13 protein-coding genes are annotated in these 13,851 nt (G+C 64.7%); 5 read left to right on the top strand and 8 right to left on the bottom strand.

Annotated elements, in window-relative coordinates; genetic code table 11:
* Positions 1-185: 185 nt before the first annotated feature.
* A complete protein-coding gene (locus tag I6F31_RS20365) occupies positions 186-704 on the bottom strand; it encodes a MarR family winged helix-turn-helix transcriptional regulator (protein WP_025036696.1) in 519 nt (172 codons plus the stop codon).
* 516 nt (positions 705-1,220) lie between these two features.
* Positions 1,221-1,724, bottom strand: coding sequence for a DUF6163 family protein (locus I6F31_RS20360; RefSeq protein WP_225186019.1), 504 nt, complete (start codon positions 1,722-1,724; stop codon positions 1,221-1,223).
* Between the two features lie 138 nt (positions 1,725-1,862).
* On the opposite strand from I6F31_RS20360, the gene hemB reads away from it, so the two are divergent.
* The 3 genes from hemB (at position 1,863) to I6F31_RS20345 (ending at position 4,541) form a co-directional block, all read left to right on the top strand.
* On the top strand, positions 1,863-2,924 hold the full coding sequence (hemB, locus tag I6F31_RS20355) for a porphobilinogen synthase (protein ID WP_225186018.1): 1,062 nt from the start codon (positions 1,863-1,865) through the stop codon (positions 2,922-2,924).
* Positions 2,925-3,153: 229 nt separating this feature from the next.
* The gene (locus I6F31_RS20350) at positions 3,154-3,696 is read left to right on the top strand and encodes an RDD family protein (protein ID WP_057029747.1); all 543 of its coding nucleotides are present in this window, start codon (positions 3,154-3,156) and stop codon (positions 3,694-3,696) included.
* Positions 3,697-3,764: 68 nt separating this feature from the next.
* The gene (locus I6F31_RS20345; RefSeq protein ID WP_036014979.1) at positions 3,765-4,541 is read left to right on the top strand and encodes an arginyltransferase; all 777 of its coding nucleotides are present in this window, start codon (positions 3,765-3,767) and stop codon (positions 4,539-4,541) included.
* A 56-nt stretch (positions 4,542-4,597) separates the two neighbouring features.
* Here I6F31_RS20345 and I6F31_RS20340 read toward each other — a convergent pair whose 3' ends face one another.
* Positions 4,598-5,950 (bottom strand): Nramp family divalent metal transporter, encoded by a 1,353-nt coding sequence (locus tag I6F31_RS20340; RefSeq protein ID WP_036014980.1) that lies wholly within the window; start codon positions 5,948-5,950, stop codon positions 4,598-4,600.
* Positions 5,951-6,119: 169 nt separating this feature from the next.
* On the opposite strand from I6F31_RS20340, the gene I6F31_RS20335 reads away from it, so the two are divergent.
* Positions 6,120-7,364, top strand: coding sequence for an MFS transporter (locus I6F31_RS20335; RefSeq protein ID WP_225186017.1), 1,245 nt, complete (start codon positions 6,120-6,122; stop codon positions 7,362-7,364).
* A 113-nt stretch (positions 7,365-7,477) separates the two neighbouring features.
* On the opposite strand, the gene I6F31_RS20330 is transcribed toward I6F31_RS20335, so the two are convergent.
* A complete protein-coding gene (locus tag I6F31_RS20330) occupies positions 7,478-8,737 on the bottom strand; it encodes an adenylate/guanylate cyclase domain-containing protein (RefSeq protein ID WP_036014983.1) in 1,260 nt (419 codons plus the stop codon).
* Positions 8,738-8,901: 164 nt separating this feature from the next.
* Between I6F31_RS20330 and I6F31_RS20325 the strand changes: the two genes are divergently transcribed.
* On the top strand, positions 8,902-10,059 hold the full coding sequence (locus I6F31_RS20325) for an MFS transporter (RefSeq protein ID WP_225147203.1): 1,158 nt from the start codon (positions 8,902-8,904) through the stop codon (positions 10,057-10,059).
* Here the strand turns inward: I6F31_RS20325 and I6F31_RS20320 are convergent.
* From I6F31_RS20320 to I6F31_RS20305, 4 genes are all read right to left on the bottom strand, one after another.
* On the bottom strand, positions 10,001-10,255 hold the full coding sequence (locus I6F31_RS20320) for a hypothetical protein (protein WP_225175091.1): 255 nt from the start codon (positions 10,253-10,255) through the stop codon (positions 10,001-10,003). The two genes, I6F31_RS20325 and I6F31_RS20320, sit on opposite strands and share 59 nt — an antisense overlap.
* A 2-nt stretch (positions 10,256-10,257) precedes the next feature.
* The gene (locus I6F31_RS20315) at positions 10,258-10,488 is read right to left on the bottom strand and encodes a hypothetical protein (RefSeq protein ID WP_225147205.1); all 231 of its coding nucleotides are present in this window, start codon (positions 10,486-10,488) and stop codon (positions 10,258-10,260) included.
* A gap of 259 nt (positions 10,489-10,747) precedes the next feature.
* A complete protein-coding gene (locus I6F31_RS20310) occupies positions 10,748-12,748 on the bottom strand; it encodes a hypothetical protein (RefSeq protein WP_225186016.1) in 2,001 nt (666 codons plus the stop codon).
* 36 nt (positions 12,749-12,784) lie between these two features.
* A partial coding sequence (locus I6F31_RS20305) for a phosphatase PAP2 family protein (RefSeq protein WP_225186015.1) occupies positions 12,785-13,851 on the bottom strand: 1,067 nt, incomplete at its 5' end.

The following is a 13,851-nucleotide window of genomic DNA, read 5'->3' as shown; positions in this document are numbered from 1 at the left end:
GAAGAAGATAAGCGCCGAGCCCGGAACTGGTTCCTGGCTGCCGGGGGGATTTTTTCGCAGGTGCAAAAAAATATCAACGCACCGGTCCGGGGCAACTCCGGACCGGCGCGCTTGGGGAAGTCAGGCACGTTCGGGAGGGCTGCCGGTCTTGTTGCGGGCCGGCTTCGCCCATATCCCTTTAGAACTCAGAGGCGATAGAGGATCTGGTCGGTCCAGAACCGCTCCAGGCGGTGCAGCGACTTGTTGAGGGTCGCGAACTCGTCGCCGGAGATGCCGCCGACCTGCTCCACCGTCTTGACGTGCTTCTGGTAGAGCGCATCGACGATGCGGCGGACTTCCTGGCCCTGCGGGGTCAGGCGGATGCGCACCGAGCGGCGATCGACCCGCGAGCGCTGATGATCGAGGAAGCCGAGCTCGACGAGCTTCTTCAGATTGTAGGAGACGTTGGAGCCGAGATAGTAACCGCGCGTGCGCAATTCGCCCGCGGTCAGCTCCTTGTCGCCGATGTTGTAGAGCAAGAGCGCCTGGACCGAGTTGATGTCCGCGCGGCCGCGGCGATCGAATTCGTCCTTGATCACGTCGAGGAGCCGGCGATGCAGCCGCTCCACCAGAGTCAAAGCTTCCAGATAGAGCGACTGCACCGAACCCTGCTGGCCGGAGACGCGCTCTGCGGTATCTGCCGCAGTTGCGACGGCTTTCATCATGACACTTCCCCTGTTGTCGTTTTTATCGACACTTATTCGACGAAACTTGTGTCCCGTCTGATAGGTGCAACTTAAGAGGGGCGTTTGAAGATCGGCTTAAATAAGAGAATAAAGAGATCATGAATTTAAGACAGTGAATTGCGCATTAAGCCTGTGCCACAAGTACTTTTTGAAAGCCTCTGTTGACCTTCGCAAGGTCCTGTTCACCCTCCGTCCGCCGCTGTTGTCGCATTCCAGAACAGCCCCGCCCCGTTTCGAAACGCACGCGTAAGAGCTGTGGCGGAACCGGCTGGTCAATGAAAACTTACCGCGAATTTTAGGCAACCAGCGGTCAACCAAACGCAACATTCTCCTGTCCCGGACAAGCGCAGCAAGCGGCGCGCAGACCCGGGATCCCAGAAGCCAAAAGCGAGATATCGGAAAGATGGGCCCCGGCTCTGCAACGCATCACGCCGCAAACTTCGGCGTGCTGCATTGCGTCCGGGGCACGAGAGCGTGAGCGTGAATCTCTGCGCGCTACGGCGGCCGCTCGCGCGCGGCCATCCAGGCGAGCGCAAGATAAGCGGCAAGCATGAAGACCTCGACGCCGACCACGACGAGGCTGCCGCCGTAGATTCCCGGGAACATCAGCTCGATCACGGCCATCGACACCACGGTCGTCAGCCACACCACCGCGCCCCAGGGCGTCGCCAGCCAGAGGCCGACGGCGGCGACGAGCTCGATCACCGCGAAGTAGACCGTCGCGGCCTGCCAGGCCATCGACTGGTTCTCGAACGCCTCGTCCTCGCCGCCGACGAAGCCCGTGACCTGCGCCCAGTGATAGAGGCCTTTCAGGATCGAGAGCAGCGCCATCACCCGCAGGAACAGCACCAGCCGTCGGGTCCAGACATTGTCGTCGGACTCCGAGCGCTCCGAGGAGATCGCCGCCACTGAGAGCGCGCTCTCTCGGGCAGTGTCACGGGCAGCTTCCCTGGCATTGGCGCCGCCTTGGGCCGCATCGCGGGTGGAGATCTCGGACATGGCCCCTTCTGGCTGCTTCGGCCCGCAAAATCAATCGGCTGCCCAAGTCAGGTTCAGATCTGCCTTGCGGCAGGTCAAGCCGCGGTGACGGGAACCATGCGAGCTGGTATAAGAATAATTCCAGCCGGAGGAAGAGTGATGGCGATCAAATACGGACGTCCGATCGAATTGCGCGACGTTTCGCGCCGGGACAGCACGGCAGTGCCGCATGCCCTCGATCTGACCGTCCGTCCGCGCCGCAACCGCAAGGCCGAGTGGGCCCGGCGCATGGTGCGCGAGAACGTCCTCACCACCGACGACCTGATCTGGCCGCTGTTCCTGATCGACGGCACCAACAAGCGCGAGCAGGTCGCCTCGATGCCCGGCGTCGACCGCCTCAGCGTCGACCAGGCCGTGCGCGAGGCCGAGCGCGCGATGAAGCTGACCATCCCCTGCATCGCGCTGTTTCCCTACACCGATCCGTCCCTGCGCGACGAGGAAGGCTCGGAAGCCACCAACCCGAACAACCTGGTCTGCCAGGCCGTGCGCGCGATCAAGAAGGAGTTTCCGGAGATCGGTATCCTCTGCGACGTCGCGCTCGATCCCTTCACCAGCCACGGCCATGACGGCCTGATCTCCGACGGCAAGATCCTGAATGACGAGACGGTCGCCGTGCTGGTGCGTCAGGCCTTGGTGCAGGCCGAAGCCGGCTGCGACATCATCGCGCCCTCCGACATGATGGACGGCCGCGTCGCCGCGATCCGCGAGGGGCTGGACCGCGCCGGCCTGCTCGACGTGCAGATCATGGCCTATGCCGCGAAATACGCCTCCGCCTTCTATGGTCCGTTCCGCGACGCCATCGGCTCGGCCAAGACGCTCACCGGCGACAAGCGCACCTATCAGATGGATAGCGCCAACACCGATGAAGCGCTGCGCGAGGTCGAGCTCGACATCGCCGAGGGCGCCGACATGGTGATGGTGAAGCCCGGCATGCCCTATCTCGACGTGGTCCGCCGCGTGAAGGACACGTTTGCGATGCCGACCTTCGCCTATCAGGTCTCCGGCGAATACGCGATGATCGCCGCAGCCGCGAACAACGGCTGGCTCGACGGCGACCGTGCCATGATGGAAAGCCTGCTCGCCTTCAAACGCGCCGGCGCCGACGGTGTGCTGAGCTATTTTGCGCCGAAGGCGGCGGAGAAGCTGCGGGGCAAGACGTAAGCTGTCGTAGGGTGGGCCAAGCGAAGCGGGCCCACCGATTCATCCATCGTGTAAGTCGGCGGGCAATGGTGGGCACGGCGCAAGCGCGCCTTTGCCCACCCTACAGGACCGCCCGATCACCGCCCCCGAATCGCCGGAATATTTCGGCTTGCTGCCGCCCGCGCGCCCTTGGCACGGGCATGGCCTGTTCCCATGTCCTGCGAGGGGAGCTTCGCTGGGAGAACCGACCATGTCGTACAACTCGGGCAATTCAGGCGGCTGGCGCAATGACGGCGCCATGCAACCGCATGCCTACGACCCTGACCTGCATCCGGAACTGTTCCGGGGCGTCGCGACGCGGCGGGTGTTCGCCTTCCTGATCGACATGGTCGTGATCTCGGTGCCGGTGATCCTCGGCTACATCTTCATCGCCTTGTTCGGCGTGGTCACCCTCGGCATCGGCTGGGCGCTGTTCTGGATCGCCTGGCCGGCCTCCGTGATCTGGGCTATCGTCTATTACGGCGCCAGCATCGGCGGTGCGTCCTCCGCCACGGTCGGCATGCGCCTGATGGACCTGGAGCTGCGCACCTGGTACGGCGCGCCCGGCTACTTCGTGCTCGGCGCCACCCATGCCGTGCTGTTCTGGGTGACGGTCTCGTTCCTGTCGCCGTTCGTGGTGCTGGTCGGCCTGTTCAACGGCCGCCGGCGCCTGCTGCACGATTTCGTGCTGGGAACGGTCGTGATCAACAATTCGGTTCGCATACCCGCACCGCAGGCGGCGCGGACGTGGTGAGCTAATCGATTGACCGGGGGCTTTTGGAGCGCGATGCTGATGCCTGTTTCGGAGGCCCACGACGTCCCTTGACCCAGCACTCGCGCGACACCCCCCAGTTTTACCTCACGGCGCCCTCACCCTGCCCGTATTTGCCGGGCCGACATGAGCGCAAGGTGTTCACGCATCTGGTCGGGGACCGCGCCGGTGACCTCAACGACCTGCTCACCCATGGCGGTTTCCGCCGCAGCCAGTCGATCGCCTACCGTCCCGCCTGCGACCAGTGCCGGGCCTGCGTCTCGGTCCGGGTCATCGCCAACGAGTTCCGCCCCTCGCGCAACTTCCGCAAGGTGATGGCCCGCAACGCCGACATCATCGGCGAGCAGCGCAGCGCGGTGCCGACCTCCGAGCAATATTCGGTGTTCCGCGCCTATCTCGACGCCCGCCACCGCCACGGCGGGATGGCCGACATGACCGTGCTCGACTACGCCATGATGGTCGAGGACAGCCACGTCGAGACCCGCATCATCGAATATCGCAAGCGCGGCCCCGACAGCGGCATCACCGGCCGCGGCGAGGAGCTGATCGCAGTGGCGCTCACCGACGTTCTCAGCGACGGCCTGTCGATGGTCTATTCGTTCTTCGAGCCTGGCCAGGTCAGCCGCTCGATGGGCACCTTCATGATCCTCGACCATATCGCCCGTGCGCGACGGCAAGGGCTGCCTTACGTCTATCTCGGCTACTGGATCGAAGGCTCCAAGAAGATGGACTACAAGGCCCGCTTCCTGCCGCAGCAGCGCCTCGCCCCCTCAGGCTGGCTGCGCATCGACGCGCAGGGCGACACGGCGTCCGAGCCGCAGGATTAGTGAATGGCGAGTAGCGAATAGGAGAACGCCCCCACTCGCTACTCGCCATTCGCCACTCACCCAAAGAACGTATCTGCCAGCAACTTCAGATTCAAAATCACGATGATGCCCGCGACGATCCAGGCGACCGCGGCAACCGACATCGGGATCGCGAACTTGCCCATCTTGCGCCGATCCGAGACGAAGCGCACCAGCGGGATCACCGCGAAAGGCAGCTGCATCGACAGCACGACCTGGCTGAACACAAGCAAATCCGCGGTGCCGCGCTCACCGTAGATCGCGGTGACGATGATCACGGGAATGATGGCGATGCCGCGGGTCAAGAGGCGGCGCGCCCAGCTCGGCAGGCGCAGGTCGAGAAAGCCCTCCATCACGATCTGGCCAGCGAGCGTCGCGGTGACCGTCGAGTTGAGGCCCGAGGCGAGCAGCGCCACCGCGAACAGCGTCGAGGCGATGCCGAGGCCGAGCAGCGGCGACAGCAGTTCGAACGCCTGCTCAATCCCGGCCACGTCGGAGTGGCCGCTCTTGTGGAAGGTCGCAGCAGCGACGACAAGGATCGCGGCGTTGATGAACAGCGCCAGCATCAGCGCGATGGTCGAGTCCGTCGTCGCCCATTTGATCGCTTCGCGCCGGCCGGTGTCGTTGCGTTCATAAGCGCGCGTCTGCACGATCGAGGAGTGCAGGTAGAGATTGTGCGGCATCACGGTGGCGCCGATGATGCCGATCGCGATGTAGAGCATGTCGGAATTGGTGAAGATCTCGCTCTTGGGCACGAAGCCCCGCAAGACCTCTGCCACCGGCGGAGCCGCCGCCGCGATCTGCACCGCGAAGCAAACGGCGATCACCACCAGCAGCGCGATGACGAAAGCCTCCAGGAAGCGGAAGCCCCGGTTCATCAGCAGCAGCAGCAGGAAGGCGTCGAGGGCTGCAATCAATGCGCCGCCAATCAGGGGAATGCCGAACAGCAGCTTCAGCGCGATCGCCGTGCCGATCACCTCGGCGAGATCGCAGGCGATGATGGCCGCCTCGCAGGCGAGCCAGAGCAGGAAGTTCACCACCCGGGGATAGGAGGCGCGGCAGGCCTGCGCGAGATCGCGGTCGGTGACGATGCCGAGCCGAGCCGCCAGCGACTGGAGCAGGATCGCCATCAAGTTCGAGATCAGGATGACGGAGAGCAGCGTGTAGCCGAACTTCGACCCGCCGGCGAGATCGGTCGCCCAATTGCCGGGGTCCATATAGCCGACCGAGACGAGGTAGCCCGGCCCGACGAAGGCCAGCAGCCGGCGCCACCAGCGGCCCGCGGCGGGAATGGCAACGGTGGAATTAACCTCAGCGAGGCTTTTGGTGGTGGGCGCATCAGCGCGCCAGCCGGCGAGGTCGGGAGTTATGTGGGGTGATCGGGCATCCATATCGGCAGAATACCCAAGTTCATTCTTATTGCAACTCATTTGCAACTGCATCTAGCGACGGGCATTCCCGCCGCCGATCGCGGAAATCGCCTCTTGTCGGGAAGCGGGTGGGTTTGGTGGTCATCGGGGGCCAACATTGGCGCAAATTCGCCTCTACCGGATATGCGCCATGTCAACGCCGCCTCGCCTTCCTGACACTTTCAACCGCCTCGCCTGGTCCAATCTCGCAGCGCAGTCGGCCGAGCAGATCGCGCTCGCGGCAGCGCCCATCGTCGCCGTGCTGACGCTGGGGGTGGCCGAAGGCCAGACCGGCCTGCTGCAGACCGCGCTCACCCTGCCCTTCGTCCTGTTCGCCATCCCCGCCGGTATGTTTGCAGACCGAATTTCCCGCCGCAGGCTGATGGCGAGCGCCGAGGCGCTGCGGGCGGTGGCGCTCGCGGCCGTCGTGCTGCTGCTCGCGCTGGGAGCCCTCAACCTGCCGCTGCTGGCCCTGCTCGGCTTCGCCGCCGTGTGCGGCACCGTCGTTTACAGCGTGGCAGCACCGGCGCTGGTGCCCTCGCTGGTGAGCTCTAACTTGTTGCCGGCGGCGAATGCGCGCATCGAGCTGGCGCGCACCATCGCCTTCGCCAGCGGGCCTGCACTCGGCGGTGCGCTGGTTGGGTGGTGGGGCGCGAGCCCGGCGTTCGGCTTTGCCGCGGCGCTCTCGGCCATCGCGGTCGTGCTGCTCTCCGGCATCTACGAGCCCGCACGTGCGCCGGCGCCCCGGCGGCATCCGCTGCAAGAGATCCGCGAGGGCGCGGCCTTCGTGTTTCACCATCCGCTGCTGCGGCCGGTCTTCATCACCCAGTTCATCTTCAACACCGGCTGGTTCCTGCAGATCGCGGTGTTCGTGCCCTACGCCGTGCGCCATCTCGGTCTGAGCGCCGCCGGTGTCGGCACGGTGCTGACGATGTACGGCGTCGGCATGGTGATCGGCGCGCTCCTCGCCACGCGCGTGATGAAGCGCATCGCCTTTGGCACCGTGGTGGGGCTCGGCCCCGTCACCGGCTTTGTCGCCGCCTTGGTGATGGCGCTGACGGTGCTGGTCCCCTCGCCCTGGCTCGCGGGCTTGAGCTTCTTCCTGCTCGGCGTCGGCCCGATCCTATGGGTGATCTCGACCACGACGCTGCGCCAGTCCGTGACGCCGCCGCGCCTGCTCGGCCGCGTCTCCGCCATCAACATCATGAGCTACGGCGCCCGCCCGCTCGGTTCAGTGCTGGGCGCGCTCGTCGGCGGCCTCTGGAGCGCGGAGGCATGCCTCTATCTCGCCGCGGCGTTATTCGGCGTGCAGGCGCTGGTGATCCTGCTGTCACCGGCAGTGGGACTGGACCGGCAGCCAGACATGGTGGGAGATGAGGTGGCGGCGCGGTGCTGACCACAAGTGCATTGCGAGGAGCGTAGCGACGACGCAATCCAAGGTCCCTCCGTTGAGGGACCCTCGATTGCTTCGCTGCGCTCGCAATGACGGCGTCTGTGACGCCGCGGAGACTAACCCGCCAGATAGCGCTCGTAGCTGCCCCTGACCGGCTCGCTCGCGTCGACTTCCGGATCGAGCGTGTAGAGATCCTGCGCGCGGCCGATGCCGCGCAGCGCGTAGCGGCCGGTGGAGACGAGATAGCGGCGGCCGGCAGCATCTAGGCCCTTGTAGAATTCGGACGAGGCCAAGAGCTCGCGATCCACCGAGCGGCTCATCGAGGCGATGCGGCTGACCTCGTTGACGGTCGGGCCGACCACGGTGAAATCAAGCCGGTCCTCGCTGCCGATATTGCCGTAGAAGACCTCGCCGACATGCAGGCCGATATAGGCTGACGTGGTCGGACGGCCCTCCGCCGCCCGCCGTTCGTTCAGCGCAGCGACATTCTTGCGGAACAGGTGCTCGGCGCGGAGCGCGGCCCGCCGCGCATCCGCCATGTCCTCGCCCCAGAACATCGCGAGCACGCCGTCGCCGATCAGCTTCAGTACGTCGCCGCCGGCTTCGTGGATCGGATCGATCACGGCCTGCGCATAGTCGTTGAGGAACGGGATGATCTCGTCGGGACCGATGCTCTCGCTGATGCCGGTCGAGCCGCGCAGGTCCGAATACCAAAGCACGGCATTGATGCGCTCGGTGACGCCGCGCGAGATGCGCCCGCGCAGCACCTGCTCGGAGGCGTCGCGGCCGAGATAGACCCGGCCGAGCGTGCGCGCGATGTCGACCTGCTGCGCCGACTTGATCGCGAGCCCCAACACCGGAACCAGATCGCGCAGCGCTTCCAGCTCCAGTCCGGAGAACCCGCTCGCGCGGCGGGTGGTCCAGCAGGAATAGAGGCAATCCATCAGGCCGAGCGCCCCGTTCTCGCCGAAGCGGTGGACGAAGGCGAGATAGTGCTTGTGGCCCTTCTCGGCGAGCTCGCCGATCTGCGAGAAATCCATCGACGGCGCATCGGCGAGATCGATCACCATCTCGTCGTGGCCATTCTCGAGCATGTGGAAGAACACCGAGCGGCGCCAGCTCTTGGCGGCGTCGCCGTCGGCGGTCGAGCCGTATTCGAAGGCATCGCTCTCGTTGCTGGGACGATCGCTCCAGCGGAAGCCGCGGCCTTCATAGATCGGATGCAGCGTGTCGATGACGACGAGGCCACGCGACAGTTCCAGCCCCTCGGCGCAGCAACGCTCGCAGAAGCCGCGGAGCAGTTCAATTTCAGGCAGGCCCGTGAGCCCCTGGCCGGTCAGCCAGTTCATCAGCGTAAGGCGCGAGGTCAATTGCATGCGCCATTATGGCGTGCATTCGTGACGAGCGGAAGGCGGGTATCTGCATACAACCCAAAGGCTCCCCGCCGGCAGCAGGTCGAATATGCCGCAGACGCGGTTGACGCGCTCTCGCCGCGAGCTGCAAATGCGCCGATGACACGGCCGATCAAAAATACGGGGACATGACCCGGCACCAGCTCCCGATCATCCTGGCGCTCGGCACCACGCAGACCCTCGCCTGGGCCTCCAGCTATTATCTGCCGGCGCTGCTCGCCGACCCAATGGGACGCGAGCTCGGTGTCTCCTCCAACTGGATCTTCGGTGCGTTTTCGGCCGCGCTGGTGATCTCCGCAATGCTGGGCCCGCGCATTGGACGGCAGATCGATCTCGTCGGCGGCCGTCAGGTGCTGTCGGCGTCCAACCTGACCATTGCCGCCGGCCTCGTGCTGCTTGGCATCTCGCAGTCGGTGATGGTGATGGCGATCGCCTGGCTGGCGCTCGGCATCGGCATGGCAATGGGGCTCTACGATGCCGCCTTCGCCGCTTTGGGGCGCATCTACGGCACCGAGGCGCGCAGGCCGATCACCGGCATCACGCTGATGGCGGGCTTCGCCTCCACCGTCGGCTGGCCGCTCACCGCCTGGGGCCTGTCGCATATCGGCTGGCGCGAAACCTGTTTTGCCTGGGCCGCCGCCAATATCCTGATCGGCCTGCCGCTCAATTTCTTCATGCTGCCGGTCATCAAGGGCGCCAAGCAGGCGGCAGCCGCGGCCGCGAAGCCGCATGTGCCGCTCGACCGCACCATGATGTTGCTGGCCTTCATCTTCGCGGCGGTCTGGACTGTCACCGGCGCGATGGCCGCGCATTTCCCGCGCATCCTGGAAACGATGGGGGCAACGCCAGCCGAGGCGATCGCGGCCGGCGCATTGATCGGGCCGGCGCAAGTTGGTGCCCGCATGCTGGAGGCCGGCTTCCTCAGCCGCTTCCATCCGCTGTGGTCGACGCGGCTCGCCAGCCTCACCCACCCGCTCGGCGCCGTGATCGTTGCGATTTTCGGTGGCGCTGCGGCGAGCGCGTTCGCGTTGTTCCACGGCTCCGGCAACGGCATTCTGACGATCGCCCGCGGCACCCTGCCGCTGTCGATCTTCGGCCCGAAGGATTTCGGCTATCGCCTCGGCATCATCGGCGCGCCGGCACGGATGGCGCAGGCGGTGGCGCCGCTCGCCTTTGGCCTGCTCATCGACCTCATGGGCGCCAAGGTGCTGATCGTCTCATCCGCGCTCAGCCTCTCGGCGCTGGCCGCGCTGTTCCTGATCCGCGCCGGCCGGCGGCCGGATTGACCAGCACGCCGGCAATCCATTGCGCCGCCGTGAAGTGCTCGAGCGCTGCAAAGCTGCCTTTCGCCAACCCCGCCAGCACCAGTACGACGGCGCCCGCGCCCATGCCGACGGTGAGAAAACCGAGCGCGCTCGAGCGCTGCATCAGCGGTCGCGACAGCACGTTGTAGAACGCCATGCAGAACACCACACCGGTCATGATCACTCGCCGCGCCATGCGCCCGGTGGGCTTTGCGCGAGGCCAGCCGCCAGCGCCGCCGACACGCCGAGCAGAAACGCGCAAGGCAACAGGCAGAGAAAGCCGATCCCCCAACGCAGGGCCGCGAGCAGGACGGGATCGGCGCCGCCGACGAGGTAGCGGGTGACGGCCGCGGCAGTCCCGCCGAAGCTGCTCGAGACAAGCGCGATCGTAACTCCGCCCCACTCGCCCACGACCTTCTCCTGTCACGGAGCTTTCGCGGGCCCTAGCATGATGCTGTTGCCACCCTTGTGGCAGCGGCCTCAGGGAAAGGTCAGTCGGTAAAACTCCGGCGCCATCCTCTGGCTGTCGCGCTGGGCGGTTGTCGTGGTTGATCCAGAGCTGCGCCTTCTCCTTGGCGAGCGTGTCTGCGATCTTCTGCATCGAGGCCGGCGGCGGCCGGAAGCTTGCCCCGACCGGATGCCCTTCCAGCTGGCGCGCTCTTCGCCCACATCACGGCGGATAGAGATCGCCATCACCTCGCTTCTCGTCCGGAGGGCTGGCTGGAGCATCGTGCACCGTCAACGGTCGCCGATCCGCAACCAATCGCGCCAGCTGCGGCGCGGCGGCACTGGTACCGATGAGCCGAAACACCACGCCGCTTCGATTGCCCCCGGCACGTACACCCTGCAGAGCATCTGACTCGTCGCAGAACAGCGCATAGTCGGGACCAACTCGCCGTGGGAGCGGCCCGGTTCGTGCGGGGCCCGCCGACGAATAAGGCGACTTGCGTTTCGGCGCCGACAGAATGTAGCCGCCGGCCACGTGCACACCCGCGACGCTGTCCGTACCGATCCCGTTGAGGGTGCCCAGGCGAGAAACAAGCGAGCCGGTCCTGTCAAATTCCCCACCGGCATACGTGCAGCCGGCCTCGGCCGCGCGGCCCGCCTCCCATCCGGCGTCGATGAAGTACGAACGCTTCGCACCCGTGCGCATGTTCATGTTCGGATCGGTACGTGCCACATAGGCATAAACCTCGCTCCCCAACTCGATGCCCTCCACCTTGATCTTCCAATTCCCATGCTCGGGCACCATGCCGGCTCCCGCGATGGTGGGCTCGACCGCAATCAGCCACACCCTGTTGTCACCCCAGTCAACGGGGCCATACGCACCGGTATAGGGCGGAAGCGCCGGTGCAGCGGGCGGCGGGGGTGGGGGACCGGGAGGCGCTGGACCGGCAGTCGACGAGGAGCTACGACCGCCGGGCGAGGTGAGCGTAACAATGACATTGTCCGTGCAGTTCTTCTTCATCCAGACTTCGGCAAAGCAGAGCACGGTATTGTCGGGGGGAAGGCGCCACGTCCATTCGACATGGTCGGGCTCTGCCATGCTTTGCCTGACGAAATGGATGTGCCCATCGCTCAGATAGTTGTTGCCGGCAGGCAGGAAGACGTCGAGCTTTGGACTTACGGAAACGCCGTCATAGTGGGTGACAAGCTCCCTCAGCTTGCCCTCGAGCTCCGACGTGCCGTTGTGAGGTCCGGTTGTCGGCCCGTAGCTGACATTGATCACCACGTTCGTTGTGCCAGAATTGACAAATGACATGATGTAATCGACTGCATCGGCGACGTAACCTTTCAGCCAGACGCCGGTCGCGTCACGAAGGCAGCTCTCGGGAAACTGCACGAACACGATATCTGCTTCGCAAGCGGGATCGGTCAGGGGATCTCCGGGCTGCCAACTTGGCGGATCGCGGCGCGCGATGCGTGCCGAGAGCGGAATGCGTCCGGCGAGGACATCCATTACATGTGCGCCATGCGAGGCCTGATGCTTGAGGGTCTTGAAACCTCCACGCGCGTAGCAGCCATCCTCGTCGATCGTGTTTGCCCTCTTGTGCAACTGGATCCAGTCGTTGAGTCCAACCACGCCGGATATGGAGTCTCGAAGGAACTCGAGGCCGTAATTGAAATCGAACGGCTTCTCGCCAAAGACGTCGGCACCTACCGGGATCGGGACTCGGCCTGCGTGCTCGTTCTGATCCCAGACGCCGCGCACGCGTGTCCCGGTTGCGACACCCGCGATCCTTTTGACAAACTGAGCGGCCGCGAACGGACAGCCATCGTCGATCACGCCGATGAGGAGAGGTGTCGGTGGTTGTTCGCTCGCGGACCTGTTGCGCTGCGCACCCTTTTGTATGGCCGTCGGCTTCAACGGGAGGGACAGCTCGACCCGGGATACGTTGTCGTCCCACGCCCGGAAACTGTCCTTCTCGACAGCCCTTATGTAAGCCCGCATGGTCAGATATCGCGAGTTCGGGCTGGTCAGCCCGAATTCGGCGCCGAAGTCACTAGGACTCATGGCTCTCACAAAATTATCGGCCAGCCCGGCGTGCTTAAGCTCCACGAACAGGAATAGCTTGGACTCCTGCTCGTCGAAAAAATCGAAGTTCTTAAATTCGCTCGCGATTGCGTACCGGAGGTACGGGTCGAAGCATCTCGGCAATTCCTCGGCCATGGAATGCTCTCCACTTCGGTTGCAGGGACGTGTTTCCTACGGAAATCTTGTCGAAACTTCGTAGTAGGCCTTGTCCCATAGTTCCTTCATCAGGAGGGACTGCGTAACAGTCCCTCCTGTGGTTTCCGAATAGAACTTGTTGGCATTGAGCGCCTGGTCAGCGTGGAAGGGATTGAAATCCGTGCGAGAGTTACTGTCGGCGTGGCTGGCGTTGAATTTGCGGCTCTTGGTTGCCGTGCTCCCGAGACAACGGCCGACGAAGTACTCGCCCAAGGCGATACCCAGCATCCGTCCTGCCATGCTGTCGACCGGAAAATGCATTCCGGCCACGACCCGGTTGGTTGCGATCCGTGCCGCCTGGCGATCGAGCTGCTCGACGATCTGGGGGAATCCGGGTGTCGTCTTATGCAGGCTCAATAGCCGTTTCAGCACGTAGGCTACCGCGTAAGCCTGCGTCGCATGTCCGCTCGGGAAACTTCCGTGTCCCGGCGTCGTGATCATCGGCTGAACCTGGGCGTTGTATTCCACGGGACGCGAGCACCCCAGCGCATGCTTGAAGCGCATTTCCACGTAAACGCAGAATTGCAGGACCATGTTGATGAGCTCGAATGTCCGCCTGGTCCTCTCGGGATGCAGGTAGACGATCGAGGACCAGAAGGCATACTGGGGATCGATCTGCGCCATGATTTCTGTGGCGCGTTCGTTGCGCAGCTCGGCCCAGCTCACGACCATCTCAATCTGGTCTTGAAACGTCGATTGGACCGGACGCCCTATCTCCGCAATCACGTATGCGGACGAGCGAACCAGGAATGCGTTCGGATCGGCGCCCGACACCTGAAGGGTGATGCCCTGCAGCATCTCCCCGACCGCTGTGTAGGCGCGCACCCACGGCTCCCAGCGATCCAATTGGGCTGGGTCTTCGATCCCCGGCAAGGCCGGCGCGTAGTAGTAAAAATACGGAGAGGTCGGTCGCTCCGGAACAACGATTGTCCCTTCGCGAGCGCGGATGAGTGCATCCACCATGATGGGATTGGCCCAGACGTCGCCGAGCGTGCCAAGTATCGCCCCACCGGCCCCTCCAGCGCCGCCCGCTCCGCCTGCAC

Origin of the sequence: Bradyrhizobium sp. NBAIM01, from assembly GCF_020194115.1 — a bacterium.
Taxonomy (GTDB): Bacteria; Pseudomonadota; Alphaproteobacteria; order Rhizobiales; family Xanthobacteraceae; genus Bradyrhizobium; species Bradyrhizobium yuanmingense.
This window is presented reverse-complemented; position numbering and strand designations above follow the sequence as displayed.

Bases quoted from the DNA above. Each gene is read 5' to 3' on its own strand.
- I6F31_RS20365 (WP_025036696.1), bottom strand. From the start codon at position 704: ATGATGAAAGCCGTCGCAACTGCGGCAGATACCGCAGAGCGCGTCTCC.
- I6F31_RS20360 (WP_225186019.1), bottom strand. From the start codon at position 1,724: ATGTCCGAGATCTCCACCCGCGATGCGGCCCAAGGCGGCGCCAATGCC.
- hemB (WP_225186018.1), top strand. From the start codon at position 1,863: ATGGCGATCAAATACGGACGTCCGATCGAATTGCGCGACGTTTCGCGC.
- I6F31_RS20350 (WP_057029747.1), top strand. From the start codon at position 3,154: ATGTCGTACAACTCGGGCAATTCAGGCGGCTGGCGCAATGACGGCGCC.
- I6F31_RS20340 (WP_036014980.1), bottom strand. From the start codon at position 5,950: ATGGATGCCCGATCACCCCACATAACTCCCGACCTCGCCGGCTGGCGC.
- I6F31_RS20335 (WP_225186017.1), top strand. From the start codon at position 6,120: ATGTCAACGCCGCCTCGCCTTCCTGACACTTTCAACCGCCTCGCCTGG.
- I6F31_RS20330 (WP_036014983.1), bottom strand. From the start codon at position 8,737: ATGCAATTGACCTCGCGCCTTACGCTGATGAACTGGCTGACCGGCCAG.
- I6F31_RS20325 (WP_225147203.1), top strand. From the start codon at position 8,902: ATGACCCGGCACCAGCTCCCGATCATCCTGGCGCTCGGCACCACGCAG.
- I6F31_RS20320 (WP_225175091.1), bottom strand. From the start codon at position 10,255: ATGACCGGTGTGGTGTTCTGCATGGCGTTCTACAACGTGCTGTCGCGA.
- I6F31_RS20310 (WP_225186016.1), bottom strand. From the start codon at position 12,748: ATGGCCGAGGAATTGCCGAGATGCTTCGACCCGTACCTCCGGTACGCA.